The organism is Gilliamella sp. wkB72 (genome assembly GCF_001693745.1).
Lineage (GTDB): Bacteria > Pseudomonadota > Gammaproteobacteria > Enterobacterales > Orbaceae > Gilliamella > Gilliamella apicola_E.
The window spans coordinates 111,783-129,765 of the sequence record NZ_LZEI01000009.1; the positions used below are offsets into that span (position 1 = coordinate 111,783).

Consider the following 17,983-nt stretch of genomic DNA (forward strand, 5'->3'; position numbering starts at 1 on the left):
TCCGTTTGATAATTATATTGTATTTTTTATGAGTTTTATATATGAATTTGAATCAATCTTCTTAATTTTATTAAGTTTTAATGCGATTTTTTGTTTAAACGCGTTTTATATTATGGAAAAATATTCTTTTCTCGCATAAAAATAAAAAAACAGCGAGTGTTATAATAAGAAGTATGGCTTTTTTTTCTGTTTTATTGTCTTTGTTTTTCCGTTGAAATTTCAAGTAGTTTTATAGATATTAAGTTTTTTTTAATGCGTAATTGATATTTATCAAATATATATTATTCTTATTTATATGTTGGGTGTTATTTTAATCTATTGATTTATAATGGTTAAAGTCATTTTTTAGCTAAAATTGCTACATTTGCTGAAAGGCAAATAAAAACGTTGACTAAAAAGAAAAAAAGTGGATAATAAGCAGCGTAAGGATTTTTCATTGTTTTCTTTCCTTATATTCCTTATATTTCATGTTGGCCCGTATATTTTATGCGGGTCTTTTTTTTATCTAAATTAACTTGTCATGAAATCCCATCATAAAAAGAGTATAATCAATTCCAATATTTAATAATCTATTTGTTCGTTTAACTTGTTCAAATAGCGATACATTTTTAAATGAGGTTTTAATTATGTCATTTAGCATTCCACATCTATTAGTTTTTCTTGCCGTGGTGGTTCTCATTTTCGGAACAAAGAAGTTACGTAATTTAGGTTCTGATCTTGGTTCAGCATTGAAAGGTTTTAAAAAAGCGATGAATGATGATGTTGAAGATGATAATAAGCTTGATAAGAAATAACCCTATTTATTGATATGAAAACGCAATTTGATGTGGCCATCGTTGGTGGTGGATTGGTTGGTTTAGCAACTGCATGTGCTCTTAGCCAATCTAATTTAACTGTAGCTATTGTTGATGTTAACGTTAATGATAATCAAAATTTTGCTTTTGACGAAATAGGAATTAGAGCTTCTGCAATTAATGGCGCAAGTCAGCAATATTTTTCTCAAATTGGTATTTGGAACGATTTATGTGCGAGCGAACGCGTTAATGCTTTTAGCGAGATCGGAGTTTGGGAAAAAAACGGTTTAGCGCATCTTACTGCACATGCTAAAGATTATGGTTATCCAAATCTTGGGTATATCATCGAAAATAATTTAATTTCTTACTACCTGTATCAACATGCTCAAGCAAATTCAAATATCACTATTTTCAATTTGGCCGCTATAGACAATAGCTATAATGAAGATTATGCTTTTTTAATACTTTCGGATAATACTCGGTTACAAGCAAAACTGATTATAGGTGCTGATGGCGCACACTCTTGGCTGCGCAGACAGGAAAAAATTTCTGTGTTTGAGCGTGATTACCTTCATCATGCAGTGATTACAACCGTTGAAACACAATATCCTCACCAAGCATGTGCTAGGCAGATTTTTTATCCCAATGGTATTGTGGCATTTTTACCACTTTGGCAACCCAATTACAGTTGTTTAGTATGGTCAACTAAACCAGAGCAAGCAGCTATTTTAACTTCGTTAACTGAATCTGAGTTTTGCCAAGAGCTGTTTAAATTAAGCGGTGATAAAGTAGGACAATGTCAGTTGGTCAATCCGAGAATGGTGTTTCCATTAAAAGCTCGGTTTGCAAAACAATTTATTAAACATCGATTAGTGTTAATTGGTGATGCTGCCCATACTATTCATCCATTGGCTGGTCAAGGAGTTAATTTAGGATTTGAAGATTCTGCATTATTGGTGGCAACCATTAATAAACTTATTGATGAACATAAAGATATTGGTTTAGTAGAAAACTTAAAATCATTCCAATTCACTCGCCGTAAAGATGCTTTAGTCATGTTAACCGCAATGCGAACTATTCAAGATATGTTTAATGGCGATAATGCTTTTAAAAAAATGGTGAGAACAGTTGGGATGAACGCAATTGATAACTTTTCGCCAATAAAGAAACGTCTCATCAAATATGCCATGAAAATATAGTTTGTAAATTAATCCTGTAGCTAACACTACAGGATTATCATTAGTTTATTTAAAAGCTACTTGATAAGATGTTGGGATAAATGGAGATGCTGGAATTCTTAGCGGCCAGTAAGGATCTTTCAATAAACCTCGACCAATTGCAACTAAATCAGCATCGCCAGTACTTAATACATAATCAGCAAGATAAGGGTCTTCAAGCATACCAACAGTAATAATTGGCAAATTAGTGACCTTTCTAATAGCACGCGCTAAATAAACCTGGTATCCAGCATGAAATAGAGGCGTATGCTTTGGATCTAACTGACCATCACCACCGCCACTCACATCTAAAACATCTGCGCCTGCTTGTGCAAAACGTTTAGCAATTTGGCAACCATAATTAATATCGTAACCATTAGTACCGTATTCTTGAGCCGAAAACCGAACAATTAGTGGCATATCTTTTGGCATCACTGATTTTGCTGCTTTAATTACTTGTTCACCAAATAATAATTTATCCTTACCATATTCGTCCGTTCTAATATTCGTTTTTGATGAACTGAATTGATGGATTAAATAACCATGTGCGCCGTGTATTTCAATTGCGTCAAAACCTGCTTCAACCGCACGTTTGGTTGATTGTTTAAATTTTTCGATAATATCAGCGATTTCACTTTTGGTTAATTCTCTTGGCGTTTGATATTGCCATTTTGGATTCGCTTCGACGTTCCCATCATAGCGGATAGGAGAACAGGATACGACGTCAGACTCACCCAAAGCTTTATGTCCTGCATGGGCAATTTGAATAGCGATTTTTCCTTCTTGAGCATGAACCGCATCAACGATACGTTTAAGCTGATCGCGTTGCTCGTCATTCCATAGACCTAAGCAATTTGGCGATATTCGACCATTTGGAGCAATATTGGTCATTTCTAAAATTATCAAACCCACGCCACCAACCGCTCGTGAAACATAATGAACAAAGTGCCAATCATTAGCCAATCCGTCTTTTGCTTGATATTGACACATGGGCGGCATAACAATACGATTTTTGAGTGATAAATTTTTTACTTTAAATGGCGTATTAATATAGGCTATTTTACCCATGGATGGCTCCTGTTTTTATTAATGGTGCAAATGTTTAAGTTAACTGACGAATAGTATATAGTGTTTAAAAACGGATTATTAGAGCAAATAAACGTTAAAAAACCCCGTTCCTCAACTTTTTTTGCAATTAAATCGTTTATGGTTTGCGAACTGATTTAAGATAGTAGAGCCAACATAATAAACCCAATAATCCTAAAACTGTTCCAGCAATAATTATCGCGATCCAACCATAGTTGCTATACAAATAAGTAGAAGCGATAGAACCCAACATGCCTCCGATAAAATAACTTACCATATAACCAGTGTTCATACGGCTACGTGCTTCTGGTCGAATTTGATAAATGGCGTTCATGTTTGATACATGAGTAACTTGAACAGCAAAATCCAGCAATACTACCCCAATAATTAAGGCTAAAAGTGAATATTCAGCAAGAGAAAGTGGTACCCATGAAGCAAGAAGTAATATTAGGCCAATGGTCGTGGCTAAAAAGCCTTTTCCTTTGTCTGATAATTTGCCAACGATAGGTGAACCTAGTGCACCAGCGGCACCGGCTAGGCCGAATAAACCGATTATAAAATCAGAATAATAGTAAGGTTTATTACTTAATAAAAAGGCAAGCGGCGTCCATAACAGTGAAAATAACGCAAAGGAAATAACTGCCAACAATGAGCGAATTCGTAAAACAGGTTCTTGTTTATATAGTGAGCCAATTGATAATAACAGTTGAAAATAGTTAATACAGATGGTGTTATTATAAGTTGGTAATGATAACCAAAGTAGCAAAGTAACAATGATCATTACTGACGCGGCAATCCAATAAACATAATGCCAATCAGTCATCGAAGAAACAAAACCAGCGAATGCACGACCTAATAATATACCTAGCAACATACCACTCATCAATGTACCGACAATTTTACCTCGATGCTCTGGTCGTGATAGTGTTGCGGCAAATGGAATTAGTACTTGGGCTACGGTTGAAAATAGACCTGTCATAGCCGTACCAAGCATAAGTAACCATAAGTTTTGTGAAGTTGCACTAATAATTAGCCCACAGGTTGATAATATCATCAAGGTCAATATTAATCGTTTACGTTCTATTTTGTCACCCAGTGGGGTAATGAACAGCAAGCCAACAGCATAACTAAATTGTGCAGCCATAATGATAAAACCTGCATGTTTAATTGCAATATGTAAATCATTAGTTATCGAGTGTAATAGTGGTTGTGCATAATAATTACTCGCTACCGCGACGCCAATGGCAAATGCCATTAGGAATACTAACCATGCAGATAGCCCTTGAGCTTGTTTGCTATTCATAATAAACAATTTAGAAAATAAATAATGTGTAATTATATATCAAAAGGTTGTTAGATACTGATAGATTGTGTTGATTATTGATTTAATAGATTATAAATAGGTGTTGCTAAGCCAATTTTTGCATTTTCCGATTTTAGTTTATACCAATAACCATTCGATTCATCTAGACATTTAGTATTGCCTTTGATCTCACAGTAAATAGGCACAATATCTAAATGAAAATGGCTAAAAGTATGTCGAAATGCAATTAACTGTTTGGGTTTGCTAGTTTTAATACCATGGCTGTCTAGCCAGTCAGTTAATGCTTGCTCGCTTGCAAATTGTGGTAAACAATATAATCCGCCCCAAATACCAGCAGGCGGTCTTTTTTCAAGCCAAATCATGTTGTTATGTTCAAGCATTAAAAAGTAGGCGGTTTTTTCAGGAATAGTCTTTTTAGGTTTTTTAGTTGGATATTGTTGCCAACTGTCGGTCTTATAAGCAATACATAATTGATGTAAAGGGCATAAAGTGCATTTGGGTTTAGAACGAGTACAAACCATTGCACCAATATCCATCATGGCTTGATTAAATTTAGCAACTTCATTTTTAGGCGTGACTTGCTCACTTAATTGCCAAAGTTGATTTTCGACATTTTTATTACCAGGCCATCCTTCTATAGCAAAAGTTCGGGTTAAAACCCGTTTTACGTTACCATCTAATATTGGATAATGTTGATTTTGTGATAGAGATAGGATAGCCCCAGCGGTTGAGCGCCCAACGCCTGGTAAGGCGATAACATCCTCAAATTTGGTTGGAAATTTTCCCCCAAACTTGTCAGCTATAACTTGTGCTGCTTTATGTAAATTACGAGCACGTGCATAATAACCAAGTCCAGTCCAAAGATGTAAGATATCGTCAATTGGAGCCTTCGCTAAATCGGTAATTTTAGGAAACTGTTTAATAAAGCGCTTAAAGTATGGAATAACAGTTGCAACTTGAGTTTGTTGCAGCATAACTTCTGACAACCAAACATGATAAGGGCTTTTTTCAATTTGCCATGGTAATGATTTTCTGCCGTACTGTTCATACCAGTTGAGTACGGCATTTGAAAAACTTAAGTTAGTCATTACATGACAGCGGTAATAGAATCACTAGGATAACAACCAAGCACTTTAGTATATAAAGTGATGGAAGCTAATTCTTTAAGTGCGATCTGCATTTCGTAATCGTTAATATTACCTTGTAAATCAATATAAAACATCTCTTCCCAAGATGTGCCATGGATAGGGCGTGATTCAAGTTTTGTCATAACAATATTATGATTACGTAATACGGATAAAGCATCTACCAAAGCCCCAGCTTGTTGGCCCGTTTTCATCAAGATTGTAGTTTTGGCCGGAATTTGATCGGAAACTTCAATCGATTCACGCGATAACACAATAAAGCGGGTGATATTCTCTTTTTGATTAGCAAAATTGTGCTCCAGAACTTGTAAGCCATATAATTCACCACCGTCTTTATTTCCCATAGCTGCGATGTTTGGTTGATTTAATTTAGCTACGGTTTCCATTGCTGACGAAGTGCTATCACAATAAACAATTTTCCAATGAGGATACTTTTCTAAGAAATTACTACATTGTTGGAATGGTTGCGGGTGGCTATAAATAGTATCTATTTGCTCAAGTTTAGTGTTAGGAAGAGCTAAAATGCAGTGATCAATCATTAAGGATAGTTCACCAATAATATGTAAATTGGTTTTTTGTAACAAATCATACACTTCATTAATAGATCCCGAACTCGAGTTTTCTATCGGTACAATTCCATAATCAACAACTTTTGATTCAATCTTTTCAAAAACATCTTTAAATGTATTACAACTTGATTCAGTCAATTGATCAAAATGGGCGCTAGCATAACGGCGAGTTGCTGAATGTGAATATGAACCTTTTGGTCCTAAGAAAGCAATTTTAGCTGATGAGATAACGCCTTGGTTGAGTTTTTCTTGTAAAAACTTCTGTTGTAGTAGAACCGAATCTTCAATAATAATTTGGTATAAACGCTTAATTAATAGGTCATCAAGATGATATTGTTTACCTTGTTCGATTAATGCCTTAATCAATGAACGTTCACGATCTAAATCACGCACAGGGATATTTGCTTTTATTTTAGCCTGGATAACTTCGGCTGAAATTTGGCGTCTTTCAGCAATGATTTCAATTAATTTTTGATCAAGTTGGTTAATTTTGTTTCGTAAAGGCAATAAAGGACTGGTTGTCATATTCATTAATAGATTAAAAATTAGATGGGTAATATTATAACAAGCAAAAAAATAAAGGCACTATTAAAGTGCCTTTTTGTTAAATTATAAATTATTATTCTTCTTCAATTACTGTATTTTTAATACTGTCAAATGCACGGCGCGACTCACCTTTATGTTGGAGTTTATTTAGTTGTCTTTCAAGTTTACCAACTAAATCATTAATTGCAGCATACATGTCAGTGTGTTTAGCGGAAGCAACTAGTGGCGAGCCTTTGGTTGCAATGGTTGCATCAATAATAAATCCATCGGGCTCTTTAGATAAGATAAAGTGAGGGTTGATTAGTAGAGCTCTCCATTTATCTAATTTCGAAAACTTATCTTCAAGATAACTACGAATTGCAGGAGTAATGTCCATTTGTTTACTTGTGATACTTAAAGTCATAATTGACCTCCACTATGTTTACTTACTAATTGAGCCATTATTATATTGATTACATTGACAAATTTTTCACATTTCGTCAATAGGTTATTAGGTTTATATTAAGATTTTTGTGACTTTTGTCTAAAATAATTTATTGGTATTTGATATTAGGTAGCACAGAACTGCTTTTAATCTGTTTTTTATTATATACTGTGGTTTATTTAGATTGATTTAAAGTATTAAGTTTAGTTATTTAATGAGGAATATGTGAGCTATTTAGATAATGTTAAGATTGTTTTAGTTGAAACTTCGCATACTGGTAATATGGGGTCTGCTGCTCGTGCAATGAAAACGATGGGATTAACTCGTTTATGTTTAGTGAACCCTGTAATAAAACCCGATTCCCAATCGATTTCACTGGCAGCCGGGGCGAGTGATATTATCAAACAGGCACAGATTTTTTCATCCCTTGAAGAGGCGGTAGCAGATTGTTCTTTGGTTATAGGTACCAGTGCGCGTCCTAGAAGTTTGCAATGGCCAAACTTAACCCCGAAAGAGTGTGGCGACAAAATTATTGCTGAAACCGCGCATCATGCTCAAGTGGCTTTAGTTTTTGGTCGAGAAAGAGTTGGATTAACTAATGATGAATTACAAAAGTGCCATTTTCATGTTGGTATTCCAGCTAATCCAGATTATAGCTCTTTAAATTTAGCTATGTCAGTTCAGGTTCTAACTTACGAAATTCGAATGTCAATGTTGTCAACTTTAGAGGCATCATTAAAACATGATGATGACAATCTGAATGAGGTTCAGTATCCTAAAAGTGAAGATATTGAACGGTTTTATCAGCATTTAGAGCAGACGTTATTAAAAACCGGATTTATTAATCCTAATCATCCTGGGCAGATTATGGGTCGTTTACGTAGATTATTTACGCGAGCTGGTATTGAACAACAAGAACTCAATATTTTACGGGGAATTTTAACGTCAATAGATAAAAAATAGTGAGATTAGTCCCCTAGTTTTGTGTAAATCTAGGGGATTTTTTATTATTAAGTTTTTTTACGCCAAGTTGTGCCGTTAGCACCATCTTCTAAAATAATATTCATTTGATTGAGTTTATCTCGAGCTTCATCAGCTAAAGCCCAATTCTTACTTGCTCGAGCATCGTTGCGTTGTTTAATTAACGCTTCAATTAGCTGTGTATCTTCATCATCTTGACTATTACCTTGTAAGAATTTAACCGGATCTTGTTCAAGTAAACCTAGTACAGAAGATAAATAACGTAACTCAGCAGCTAGTTCATTAGCTAATGGCATGTTATTTTCTGCTTTAGCTTTGTTGATCTCTCGAGCCAAATCAAATAGAGTTGAATAAGCTTCTGGAGTATTAAAATCATCATCCATTGCCTGACAAAATTGTCGATGATAATCGCTATCTGGCGTGTTGTGCGGATAGTTAGCATCGGTGTCTCTCAAAGCCGTATAAAGTCTTTCTAAAGCGGTACGAGCTTGTTTTAGATTTTCTTCACTATAGTTAAGTTGACTACGATAATGGCCTGATAATAAGAAATATCGAACAGTTTCAGCATCATAATGTTTTAAAACATCACGGATAGTGAAAAAGTTATTCAGTGATTTGGACATTTTCTCTTGGTCTATCATTACCATGCCTGAGTGCATCCAATAATTTACATATTGGCCATTATGGGCACAGGTTGATTGGGCAATTTCGTTTTCATGATGTGGGAACATTAAGTCAGAACCACCGCCATGAATATCAAAATGGTTGCCTAATTGATGGCTATTCATTGCAGAGCATTCAATGTGCCAACCAGGTCGACCTTTCCCCCATGGTGAATCCCAGCTTGGTTCGTTGGGTTTTGACATCTTCCAGAGAACGAAGTCCATTGGATTATGTTTTACGTCCACTACATCAACTCGAGCACCTGCTTGTAACTGTTCTAAATTTTGGCGTGATAAAATACCGTAGTTAGGATCACTATCTACCGAAAACATCACATCTCCATTGTCAGCAATATAAGCATGATTTTTTCTTATTAACTCTTCAACAAGTTCAATGATTTGTGACATATGACGAGTTGCTCGAGGTTCGACATCTGGTCGTTTGATATTAAGTGCATCGAAATCGGCATACATCTCATTTAACATACGTTCAGTTAATTCGTCACAAGTTTCACCATTTTCTAATGCACGCTTGATGATCTTGTCATCGACATCGGTAATATTACGAACATAAGTGAGATCGTAACCTAAAAAACGTAAATAACGAGTAACGACATCAAATGCGACAAAAGTACGGCCATGGCCAATGTGGCATAGATCATAGATAGTAACACCACAAACATATAGCCCAACTTTATTTGGTGTAATTGGTTTAAATATTTCTTTCTCACGTGATAATGTATTAAATATTTTGAGCATTTTATCCTGCAGAATAAATTTGATAAATTTTAGTGTTTAATATAACAAAAAACTGGAAGTGGCGAAATTACTTCTTATAATCTCGTTAAATAAATTAAATGGAATTAATTGATGATATAAAAATTTGGGGTAGAAGCTTTCGGGCTAATTTTAATGATTATAATCACTGCCTTTCAAGTTATTTGTATTGCAATAGGCTTTAAATTTGATAATCACTTAGAAAAATTACTATTTTTGTTTACGTGGATTCTTTTAGCAATAGTATTCTTTGTGGTTTTTGTTAACAAGGATTTAGGAGGCTTTGGCAATATAGGGTTTTATAAGTTTATTGCACTTTTTGTTGGTTTTTTGGCATGTCTTCTAGCGTCTTTTGCTAATTTATCACTCACTATTATATATATATTAATTTTGATACTTAAAAAGCTATTTAAGTTAATAGGTTTTAAATATCGATATAAATGAGAGAACTTTGATTGGATAGATGAGTGAAAATTGGCGAGTAAACTCGCCAATTTAAATTGCTATTAAATTTATTTAAAAAGGCGGTAAAGATAAATAAGTAAAATAGAACCAAGCACAGAGATAAACAAGCTTGGGAAGTTAAAACCAGTCACACTACCCCAACCAAAGAAGGTACTGATATAACCGCCGACTAATGCACCAGCTACACCAAGTAGGATAGTTTTTATCACACCAACACGGCCTAATGGCATAAAAAACTTAGCGATCCATCCAGCAATTAATCCTAGAATAATCCAGCTTAAAATACCCATGATAATTTCCTTCGTCTAATTAAGTTGAAAGTTACTAGTATAGCTAAAAAATAACGATGATAGTTGTTGAACAGATATTAATAAAACGTAAATTTACAGCTTTAAAAATTGTTATCTAAATATGAAGAAAAATGATTATTATGTAGAACAGTATGAAGCTATAGATGTATGAAACACAAATTCATACAAATATTAGGCGTAGTTTACAATTATTTTTTCAATTATTCTAGGTATTTTGTTTAATTGTTGATTTATATGATTAATGATTTGGAGCGATAATGTAATCGCCCCTGATATTAAACTATTCGAAAATCGTTTTGTGTAGAACCTTTATTACATCTTCAGCATCATTGCTTCTTGCTAGAAGGCAAAGATTATGGGTGCTAGCACCGTAACAACAAAGTCGAATAATAAAGTCATCTAAAGCGCCAAAGACTTCTTTAGCGATACCTTTTGTTGTGGTTAGATTGTTACCAATGATGGCAATTAGTGCTAAATCTTCTTCAACTTCAACATGGCAAACTGTTGATAATTCATCGAATAATGCTTTTGTTAATAGGCTATTTCCATTGGTATTAGTGCCTGTAGTATCAATGGTTAATGCGATACTAACTTCAGAGGTGGTGACTAAATCAACCGAAATATTATGTTTAGCCAATATGGTAAAGACATTAGCTAAAAAACCTTGTGCGTGTAGCATATTTAAGCTAGTTAAAGTCAATAATGTTTGTTTGCGACGAAGCGCTAACGCTCTAAATGAAGGTAGTGCAGATTTTATGCTATGTGTGTTATAAACGATAGTTCCACCTGCTTCTGGCGCTTTACTTGAACCAACAAATACTGGAATATTGCTACGTACAGCAGGAACAAGTGTTGCAGGGTGTAGAACTTTAGCACCAAAGGTCGCCATTTCAGCTGCTTCAGCAAATGATATTTCGTCAATTCGTTTCGCACCTGATGTGATACGAGGATCGGTAGTATAAATACCAGCAACATCGGTCCAAATGTCTATTTGCGTGGCGTTTAAAGCCTCACCAAGAAGAGCTGCGGTATAATCACTACCACCACGACCTAAAGTTGTGGTTTTGCCCGTACTTTCACTACCAATGAATCCTTGAGTAACTACGATAGCTTCTGGATTCAAAGATTTTAAATGTGCACAGCAAAGTTGTTTAATTTCGTCAATTTTTGGTACGGCTTTACCAAACTTGTCATCGGTACGCATCACTTTACGTACATCAAACCATAGGGCATTTTTTTGTTTTTGTTTTAATATTTCGACAAATAGTTTTGATGACATTATTTCGCCATGACTGACTAATTCATCCGTCAAAGCAGGGGAAGTTGCCAAGCTTGCAGCTTCTGATAATGAGGCAATATTTGCAATTATTTGGTCAATTTCAGCGCGTAGGGTTGGATTTTCAGGAAGATTTTCTAATATGTTGTATTGAATCGATTGAATTTTAGCGATATGTTTTGCTCTTACATTGGCATCACGACCTTCAGCTAATGCTACCAGTAAATTTGTTATACCTGCAGAGGCAGACAACACAACAACTTTGACACTAGGATTAGCTATAACAATATTGGCACTATTAACCATTGCGGGATAATCTGCAACACTAGTACCGCCAAACTTAGCAATTATAAATGATCTTTCCATGTATTCCTCATATTAAAAATTTTTATTTTTAACAGAGATAGAGCGGGCATGTCCTAATACAGTTAAAAAAATACATACCATGAAGCGCTCCACCTGTTAGGGTGACAACCCAAGGGATTCAGCCCTTGCAGTCGATTTAATTGCTTTCTGGAATAACAATTAAACCTCGGCATTACATCCCCTCAATCATTTATTTGCGGCTCCAGTCCCTAAAATGATCTGCCTGAGTAATGCGCCTCTTCTTAATTCTGATTTCAGTGTCGTATAGGATTAACGATTTTACCAAATGTGTCAATAGGTTAAATATTAAAAAAAATTATAGAGCTTTGTTAAAATAAACTGTTAATTATAAACTCCGTTCAAATAATTCAATAATCGTTTGATATAGTTTTTTCACAGAACAATCTTTAGTTGGTGTGCTAAAAATTGTATCATCACCGGCAATTGAGCCTAAAATCCCTTCTGATTTACCGATTGAATCTAACAATCTCGCAATAAGCTGAGCTGCGCCTGGGCTTGTTCGAATAACAACCATTGAACTATTGTAATCAATATCTAATACTAAATTTTTTAATGGACTGCTTGTTGTTGGAACACTCATTTCAGCAGGCAAACAATAAACCATCTCAGATTTTGCGTTGCGAGTTCTTACAGCGCCAAATTTAGTTAACATTCGCGATACTTTAGATTGATTTATATTATCAAATCCTTGTTCTTGTAAGGCTTGTACGATACCTATCTGAGAACTAAACTTTTCTTGTAAAAGCATTTCTTTGAAAGTTTTAGTGAGATCTTTTTGTTTCATACTGTTCCTTTAAATTTAATTTATGACTAACTGATTAAAACAATAAGTCATATTAACGGGTTAACTAAAATGCTTGATTACGGTCAGTTATTTTTAATGATTGCTAATTAAGCAAGTGTTCTTATAAAGCTTCATTCAAATATTGAATATAATCTACATAATTATGCATGACATTTGCATAAAATTAAAGATTAGATTTTATAGCATTTTTGGGACGAAATGATTTAATGATGTGATCATGTGTTTCGATGTAAGGACCTTCTAGCAGATCAATACAATATGGAACACTTGCAAATATGCCAGTAACAATAGTGTTACCTTCATCATCCTTTACACCTTCAAGTGTTTCCTTGATTGATTTTGGTCGGCCTGGTAAATTCAAAATTAAACATTGCTTACGAATAACACCAACTTGTCTGGATAAAATCGCAGTTGGAACAAAATGTAAACTAATCTGCCGCATCTGTTCGCCAAATCCGGGCATTATTCTATCTGCGATAGCTAAAGTTGCGTCAGGTGTTACATCTCTTATTGCTGGTCCTGTTCCGCCTGTGGTTAAAATCAGATTACATTGCAAATCATCAACCAATTCGCATAATGTTTTTTCAATGATGATTTGTTCATCGGGAATAATGCGTTGTTCGGTAATAAAAGCTGTTTTCAATGCAGATTTCAACCATGATAACAAAGCTGGAATACCTTCATCTTGATAAACGCCTTGTGATGCTCTATCTGATATTGAAACTAATCCAATTTTAACCATAACATTTATTCCTTAATCCATATATTTATCTAAATATTAAACAATATTGTCAATTGATTAAACATGATATCATATTATTCAAATAGCAATTTACTCAATTAGGATACATTTATGTCGTCAACACCTGCACTAGAACTTATAGCGCTAAAGAAAAAATATAAAAATGGTGTAGAAGCATTAAAAGGAATTAATTTAACTGTAGCGGCAGGAGATTTTTATGCTTTACTTGGACCAAATGGTGCAGGTAAGTCAACCACCATTGGTATTATTAGCTCTTTAGTTACTAAAACCTCAGGCCAAGTTAAAATCTTTGGATATGACTTAGATACGGATCTTGTTAATGCAAAAAGACAATTAGGACTTGTTCCTCAGGAATTTAACTTTAACCAATTTGAAGAAGTAATCCAAATTGTTACCAATCAAGGTGGTTACTATGGGTTGCCACGAAAATTGGCTTTACAACGAGCTGAAAAGTATCTGCGTATTTTAGATTTATGGGATAAACGACATAGTAGAGCTAATATGTTATCAGGTGGGATGAAAAGACGACTAATGATAGCTCGCGCACTTGTCCACGAACCTAAATTATTAATTCTGGATGAACCTACTGCTGGGGTTGATATAGAGTTACGTCGTTCCATGTGGGATTTTCTACGTGAGATTAATAAACAAGGTATCACCATTATATTAACCACGCATTATTTGGAAGAAGCAGAAATGCTTTGCCGTCACATTGGTATAATTCAGCACGGAGAATTAATTGCTAACTCTTCAATGCGTGATTTACTAGCAAAAAGTCAATCTGAAACAATTATTATTGATTATGTACCAACATCAACACCAATCTCCCTTAAAGGGTATAATTATACTGATATTGAATCTGGCATGTTAGAAGTAAACGTAGATAAACAACAAGGATTAAATCAGTTATTTGAACAACTCAATCAACAAAACATAAAAGTGATTAGTGTTCGTAATAAAGCTAATCGATTAGAAGAATTATTTGTAGATTTGTTGCGAAATGATACCAAAGGAGCTATTGATGAATAATTTATATTGGATTGCCTTAAAAAGTATTTGGCGTAAAGAAGTTACCCGATTTTTAAGAATTTGGATCCAAACACTGATTCCTCCTGTTATTACAATGTCACTATATTTTATTATTTTCGGTAATTTAATCGGTTCGCGAGTTGGTGATATGGGTGGCTTTAGTTATATGGCATTCATTGTGCCAGGCTTAATTATGATGTCGGTCATAACCAATTCATATACAAACGTCTGTTCTTCATTTTTTAGTGCTAAATTTCAACGTAATATTGAAGAAATACTTGTTGCTCCTGTTCCGACTCATATTATTATTTGGGGATATGTTGGTGGTGGTGTAATGCGTGGTTTATTAACTGGTGTGTTGGTCACTGCTGTATCGTTATTTTTTGTTAGATATGAAGTTCATTCGTGGACTTTTGTAGTTTTCACCTTATTATTAACCTCAATTTTGTTTTCATTAGCTGGATTGTTAAATGCAGTATTTGCAAAATCATTTGATGATATAAGTATTATTCCAACCTTTGTATTAACACCGTTAACTTACTTGGGCGGAGTTTTTTATTCAATCACTATGTTACCGACTTTTTGGCAATGGGTTTCTAAACTTAATCCTATTGTTTATATGATTAATGGATTTCGCTATGGTTTTTTAGGTATTAGTGATGTTTCATTAGTCATTACTTTTTCGATGCTTATATTATTTGTTAGCATTTTATATTTTATAGCATGGCGAATAATTGAAAGTGGAAGAGGTCTTAGAAGTTAGACAGAACTGACTAAACCGCCGACCAATGTCGGCGGTAAGATAAAACTTATTTTGCTCCTGCAACGGCTTCTTTTGCCATTTCAGTAATTTTAGCAAAATCACCTTTAGCAATTGCATCAGTTGGAATAAACCAAGTTCCACCAACGCAAAGAACATTATCAAGCGCTAAATAATCGCGATAGTTTTTAGGATTCACACCGCCAGTAGGGCAGAATTTCATATAACCACAAGGACCAGCAAACGCTTTTAACGCAGCAACACCGCCATTAATTTCAGCAGGGAAGAATTTTAATGCTGTTAAACCATATTCTTGAGCTGTTAATAATTCTGAAATGGTTGCAATCCCAGGAATAACTGGCACAGGGCCTTCAACTGCTGCTTTTAAAATAGAGTCAGTAATACCCGGAGTGATGATAAATTCTACACCCGCCTCAGTTACTTGTTTAAGTTGCTCTACTGTGGTTACAGTACCGGCACCGACTACAGCTTCTGGAACTTCGTTAATAATTTTCTTAATTGCGTCAAGTGCACAAGCTGTTCTTAATGTGACTTCTAAAACCTTCACGCCACCAGCAATCAATGCTTTTGCTAAAGGAACGGCATCTTCTAAACGCTCAATAACAATAACAGGAACTACTGGACCTAATGTTAAAATTTCTTCAGCGCTTTTTTTCCAATTTTTCATATGTATTACCTATACTTTATTTACTTCTATACAGCAATAAGCCCTCAAATTATTGAGGGCTTATTTTACTCATAAATACCTAATTTCTTTTCTAAATAGTGAATGTTCGTGCCACCTTTTATGAAGCCTTCATCATTTAAAATCTCTAGATGAAGTTCGATATTGGTTTTTATACCATCAATAACCAGTTCTGCTAATGCATTCTTCATGCGGGCAATAGCGACTTCACGAGTTTCACCATAGGCGATTAATTTACCGATCATTGAATCATAATATGGTGGTACAGTATAGCCAGCATATATATGTGATTCCCAACGGATACCAAATCCTCCCGGAGCATGGAAACGTGTTATTTTGCCCGGAGATGGCATAAATGTTTTTGGATCTTCGGCATTGATTCGGCATTCAATTGCATGGCCTTTAATTTCAATGTCACTTTGCTTAATTGACAAAGGTTGTCCAGCTGCAATCAGAATTTGTTCACGAATAAGATCAACTCCAGTAACCATTTCAGTAACTGGGTGTTCTACTTGAATACGAGTATTCATTTCGATGAAGTAGAATTCACCATTTTCAAATAAGAACTCAAAAGTACCTGCACCACGATATCCAATCTCGATACATGCATTAACACAACGTTCACCGATGAATTTACGCATTTTGGGTGTAATACCAACCGCTGGTGCTTCTTCAAGTACTTTTTGGTGACGTCTTTGCATTGAACAATCGCGTTCACCTAAATAAACTGCATGACCTTGCCCATCAGATAAAACTTGTATTTCGATATGGCGTGGGTTTTCTAGGAATTTTTCCATGTAAACCATATCATTATTAAATGCAGTTTTTGCTTCAAGTTTAGTCATTTTGATTGATTGTTCGAGATCTTTTTCTTCACGAACAATACGCATTCCACGACCACCGCCGCCGCCAGACGCTTTAATAATAACTGGATAACCAATTTTTTTAGCAATTTGCTTATTAAGGTCCATATTACTGCCAAGAGGACCATCAGAACCAGGAACACAAGGTACGCCTGCTTTTTTCATTGCTTCAATGGCTGAAACTTTATCACCCATTAAACGAATAGTATCAGGTTTTGGACCGATAAATATAAAGCCTGAACGTTCAACTTGTTCAGCAAAATCCGCATTTTCTGATAAAAATCCATATCCAGGATGAATAGCTGCTGCGCCGGTTACTTCGGCAGCAGAGATTAATGCAGGGATATTAAGATAACTTTTGGCTGAAGCTGCTGGACCTATACAAACGGTTTCGTCTGCAAGTAGCACATGTTTTAAGTCTTTATCTGCCGAAGAGTGAACAGCGACAGTTTTAATTCCAAGTTCTTTACATGCTCTTAAAATACGAAGAGCGATTTCTCCGCGGTTAGCAATAAGAATTTTATCAAGCATATTCAATCTCTTAATCGTCTAAGTTAACAAATAATTCTGATTATTCAATAATGAATAGTGGTTGATCGAATTCAACTGGTTGACCATTTTCAACTAAGATAGCTTTAATAGTCCCTGCTTTTTCTGATTCAATTTGGTTCATCATTTTCATTGCTTCAACAATGCAAAGCACATCACCAACATTTACAGACTGACCGACTTCAACAAATGCTTTAGATTCAGGGCTTGGAGTTCGATAAAACGTACCAACCATTGGTGATTTTATGGTTGTGCCACTATTAGTTTCTGTGATGACTTCTGCTTCAACTGTAGCCGCAGTGACTGTAGGAGCAGGAACAGCAACTGGTTGGGGAATTTGAATGTTTTGCACTGGAGCTGTATAGGTAGGTGTCGACCGACTAATTCGAACCGATTCTTCACCCTCAGAAATTTCAAGCTCAGAAATACCTGATTCTTCTACTAATTCAATTAACTTTTTAATTTTACGTATATCCATGAATTACACCGTGTTTATTTGATATAAATAACAATTATTTTAATGTACCTTTAATATCTTAAAAGT

The 17,983-nt window shown here is 34.8% G+C and carries 18 protein-coding genes and 1 riboswitch; of the genes, 5 read left to right on the top strand and 13 right to left on the bottom strand.

The window, feature by feature from the left end; all coding sequences use genetic code 11:
- Positions 1-623 precede the first annotated feature (623 nt).
- Both tatA and A9G07_RS04965 read left to right on the top strand, forming a co-directional pair.
- Complete coding sequence (gene tatA / locus A9G07_RS11875; protein ID WP_141673909.1) at positions 624-794, top strand: Sec-independent protein translocase subunit TatA; 171 nt, start codon at positions 624-626, stop codon at positions 792-794.
- 14 nt (positions 795-808) lie between these two features.
- A complete protein-coding gene (locus A9G07_RS04965; RefSeq protein ID WP_065734276.1) occupies positions 809-1,993 on the top strand; it encodes an FAD-dependent monooxygenase in 1,185 nt (394 codons plus the stop codon).
- Between the two features lie 45 nt (positions 1,994-2,038).
- Here A9G07_RS04965 and A9G07_RS04970 read toward each other — a convergent pair whose 3' ends face one another.
- From A9G07_RS04970 to raiA, 5 genes are all read right to left on the bottom strand, one after another.
- The gene (locus A9G07_RS04970) at positions 2,039-3,079 is read right to left on the bottom strand and encodes an NADH:flavin oxidoreductase/NADH oxidase (protein WP_065734277.1); all 1,041 of its coding nucleotides are present in this window, start codon (positions 3,077-3,079) and stop codon (positions 2,039-2,041) included.
- A 136-nt stretch (positions 3,080-3,215) separates the two neighbouring features.
- Positions 3,216-4,400 carry an MFS transporter gene (locus A9G07_RS04975; protein WP_065734278.1) on the bottom strand — a complete coding sequence of 395 codons (1,185 nt, stop codon included), beginning with the start codon at positions 4,398-4,400 and terminating at the stop codon, positions 3,216-3,218.
- Between the two features lie 74 nt (positions 4,401-4,474).
- Positions 4,475-5,509, bottom strand: a complete 1,035-nt coding sequence (mutY, locus tag A9G07_RS04980) for an A/G-specific adenine glycosylase (protein ID WP_065734279.1) — start codon at positions 5,507-5,509, stop codon at positions 4,475-4,477.
- Positions 5,509-6,660 (bottom strand): bifunctional chorismate mutase/prephenate dehydratase, encoded by a 1,152-nt coding sequence (gene pheA, locus A9G07_RS04985; RefSeq protein ID WP_065562227.1) that lies wholly within the window; start codon positions 6,658-6,660, stop codon positions 5,509-5,511. Before pheA ends, mutY begins: the two co-directional genes overlap by 1 nt.
- Before the next feature lie 94 nt (positions 6,661-6,754).
- Entirely contained in the window at positions 6,755-7,084 is a 330-nt protein-coding gene (gene raiA, locus A9G07_RS04990) for a ribosome-associated translation inhibitor RaiA (protein WP_065562226.1), read from the bottom strand.
- Positions 7,085-7,330: 246 nt separating this feature from the next.
- Between raiA and trmJ the strand changes: the two genes are divergently transcribed.
- Positions 7,331-8,068 carry a tRNA (cytosine(32)/uridine(32)-2'-O)-methyltransferase TrmJ gene (gene trmJ, locus A9G07_RS04995; protein ID WP_081303351.1) on the top strand — a complete coding sequence of 246 codons (738 nt, stop codon included), beginning with the start codon at positions 7,331-7,333 and terminating at the stop codon, positions 8,066-8,068.
- 47 nt (positions 8,069-8,115) lie between these two features.
- On the opposite strand, the gene cysS is transcribed toward trmJ, so the two are convergent.
- The 5 genes from cysS to mog all read right to left on the bottom strand — a co-directional run bounded on the left by cysS (position 8,116) and on the right by mog (position 13,511).
- Positions 8,116-9,507, bottom strand: coding sequence for a cysteine--tRNA ligase (gene cysS / locus A9G07_RS05000; RefSeq protein WP_065734280.1), 1,392 nt, complete (start codon positions 9,505-9,507; stop codon positions 8,116-8,118).
- 530 nt (positions 9,508-10,037) lie between these two features.
- Entirely contained in the window at positions 10,038-10,280 is a 243-nt protein-coding gene (locus tag A9G07_RS05010; RefSeq protein WP_065562224.1) for a GlsB/YeaQ/YmgE family stress response membrane protein, read from the bottom strand.
- 301 nt (positions 10,281-10,581) lie between these two features.
- Positions 10,582-11,943 (bottom strand): lysine-sensitive aspartokinase 3, encoded by a 1,362-nt coding sequence (gene lysC / locus A9G07_RS05015; protein ID WP_065734282.1) that lies wholly within the window; start codon positions 11,941-11,943, stop codon positions 10,582-10,584.
- Positions 11,944-12,017: 74 nt separating this feature from the next.
- Positions 12,018-12,192, bottom strand: a riboswitch (Lysine riboswitch).
- 97 nt (positions 12,193-12,289) lie between these two features.
- A complete protein-coding gene (gene argR / locus A9G07_RS05020; protein WP_065734283.1) occupies positions 12,290-12,748 on the bottom strand; it encodes a transcriptional regulator ArgR in 459 nt (152 codons plus the stop codon).
- Between the two features lie 184 nt (positions 12,749-12,932).
- Positions 12,933-13,511 (bottom strand): molybdopterin adenylyltransferase, encoded by a 579-nt coding sequence (gene mog / locus A9G07_RS05025; protein WP_218060001.1) that lies wholly within the window; start codon positions 13,509-13,511, stop codon positions 12,933-12,935.
- Between the two features lie 111 nt (positions 13,512-13,622).
- Here mog and A9G07_RS05030 point away from each other — a divergent pair, with 111 nt between their 5' ends.
- Both A9G07_RS05030 and A9G07_RS05035 read left to right on the top strand, forming a co-directional pair.
- Positions 13,623-14,561, top strand: coding sequence for an ABC transporter ATP-binding protein (locus A9G07_RS05030; RefSeq protein WP_065734285.1), 939 nt, complete (start codon positions 13,623-13,625; stop codon positions 14,559-14,561).
- The gene (locus A9G07_RS05035) at positions 14,554-15,324 is read left to right on the top strand and encodes an ABC transporter permease (protein ID WP_065562219.1); all 771 of its coding nucleotides are present in this window, start codon (positions 14,554-14,556) and stop codon (positions 15,322-15,324) included. The genes A9G07_RS05030 and A9G07_RS05035 overlap by 8 nt, the downstream gene beginning before the upstream one ends.
- Before the next feature lie 46 nt (positions 15,325-15,370).
- On the opposite strand, the gene A9G07_RS05040 is transcribed toward A9G07_RS05035, so the two are convergent.
- From A9G07_RS05040 to accB, 3 genes are all read right to left on the bottom strand, one after another.
- Positions 15,371-16,009, bottom strand: a complete 639-nt coding sequence (locus A9G07_RS05040) for a bifunctional 4-hydroxy-2-oxoglutarate aldolase/2-dehydro-3-deoxy-phosphogluconate aldolase (protein ID WP_065562218.1) — start codon at positions 16,007-16,009, stop codon at positions 15,371-15,373.
- Between the two features lie 65 nt (positions 16,010-16,074).
- Positions 16,075-17,421 carry an acetyl-CoA carboxylase biotin carboxylase subunit gene (gene accC, locus A9G07_RS05045; RefSeq protein WP_065562217.1) on the bottom strand — a complete coding sequence of 449 codons (1,347 nt, stop codon included), beginning with the start codon at positions 17,419-17,421 and terminating at the stop codon, positions 16,075-16,077.
- Between the two features lie 40 nt (positions 17,422-17,461).
- Positions 17,462-17,917 carry an acetyl-CoA carboxylase biotin carboxyl carrier protein gene (accB, locus tag A9G07_RS05050; protein ID WP_065562216.1) on the bottom strand — a complete coding sequence of 152 codons (456 nt, stop codon included), beginning with the start codon at positions 17,915-17,917 and terminating at the stop codon, positions 17,462-17,464.
- Positions 17,918-17,983: the final 66 nt, after the last annotated feature.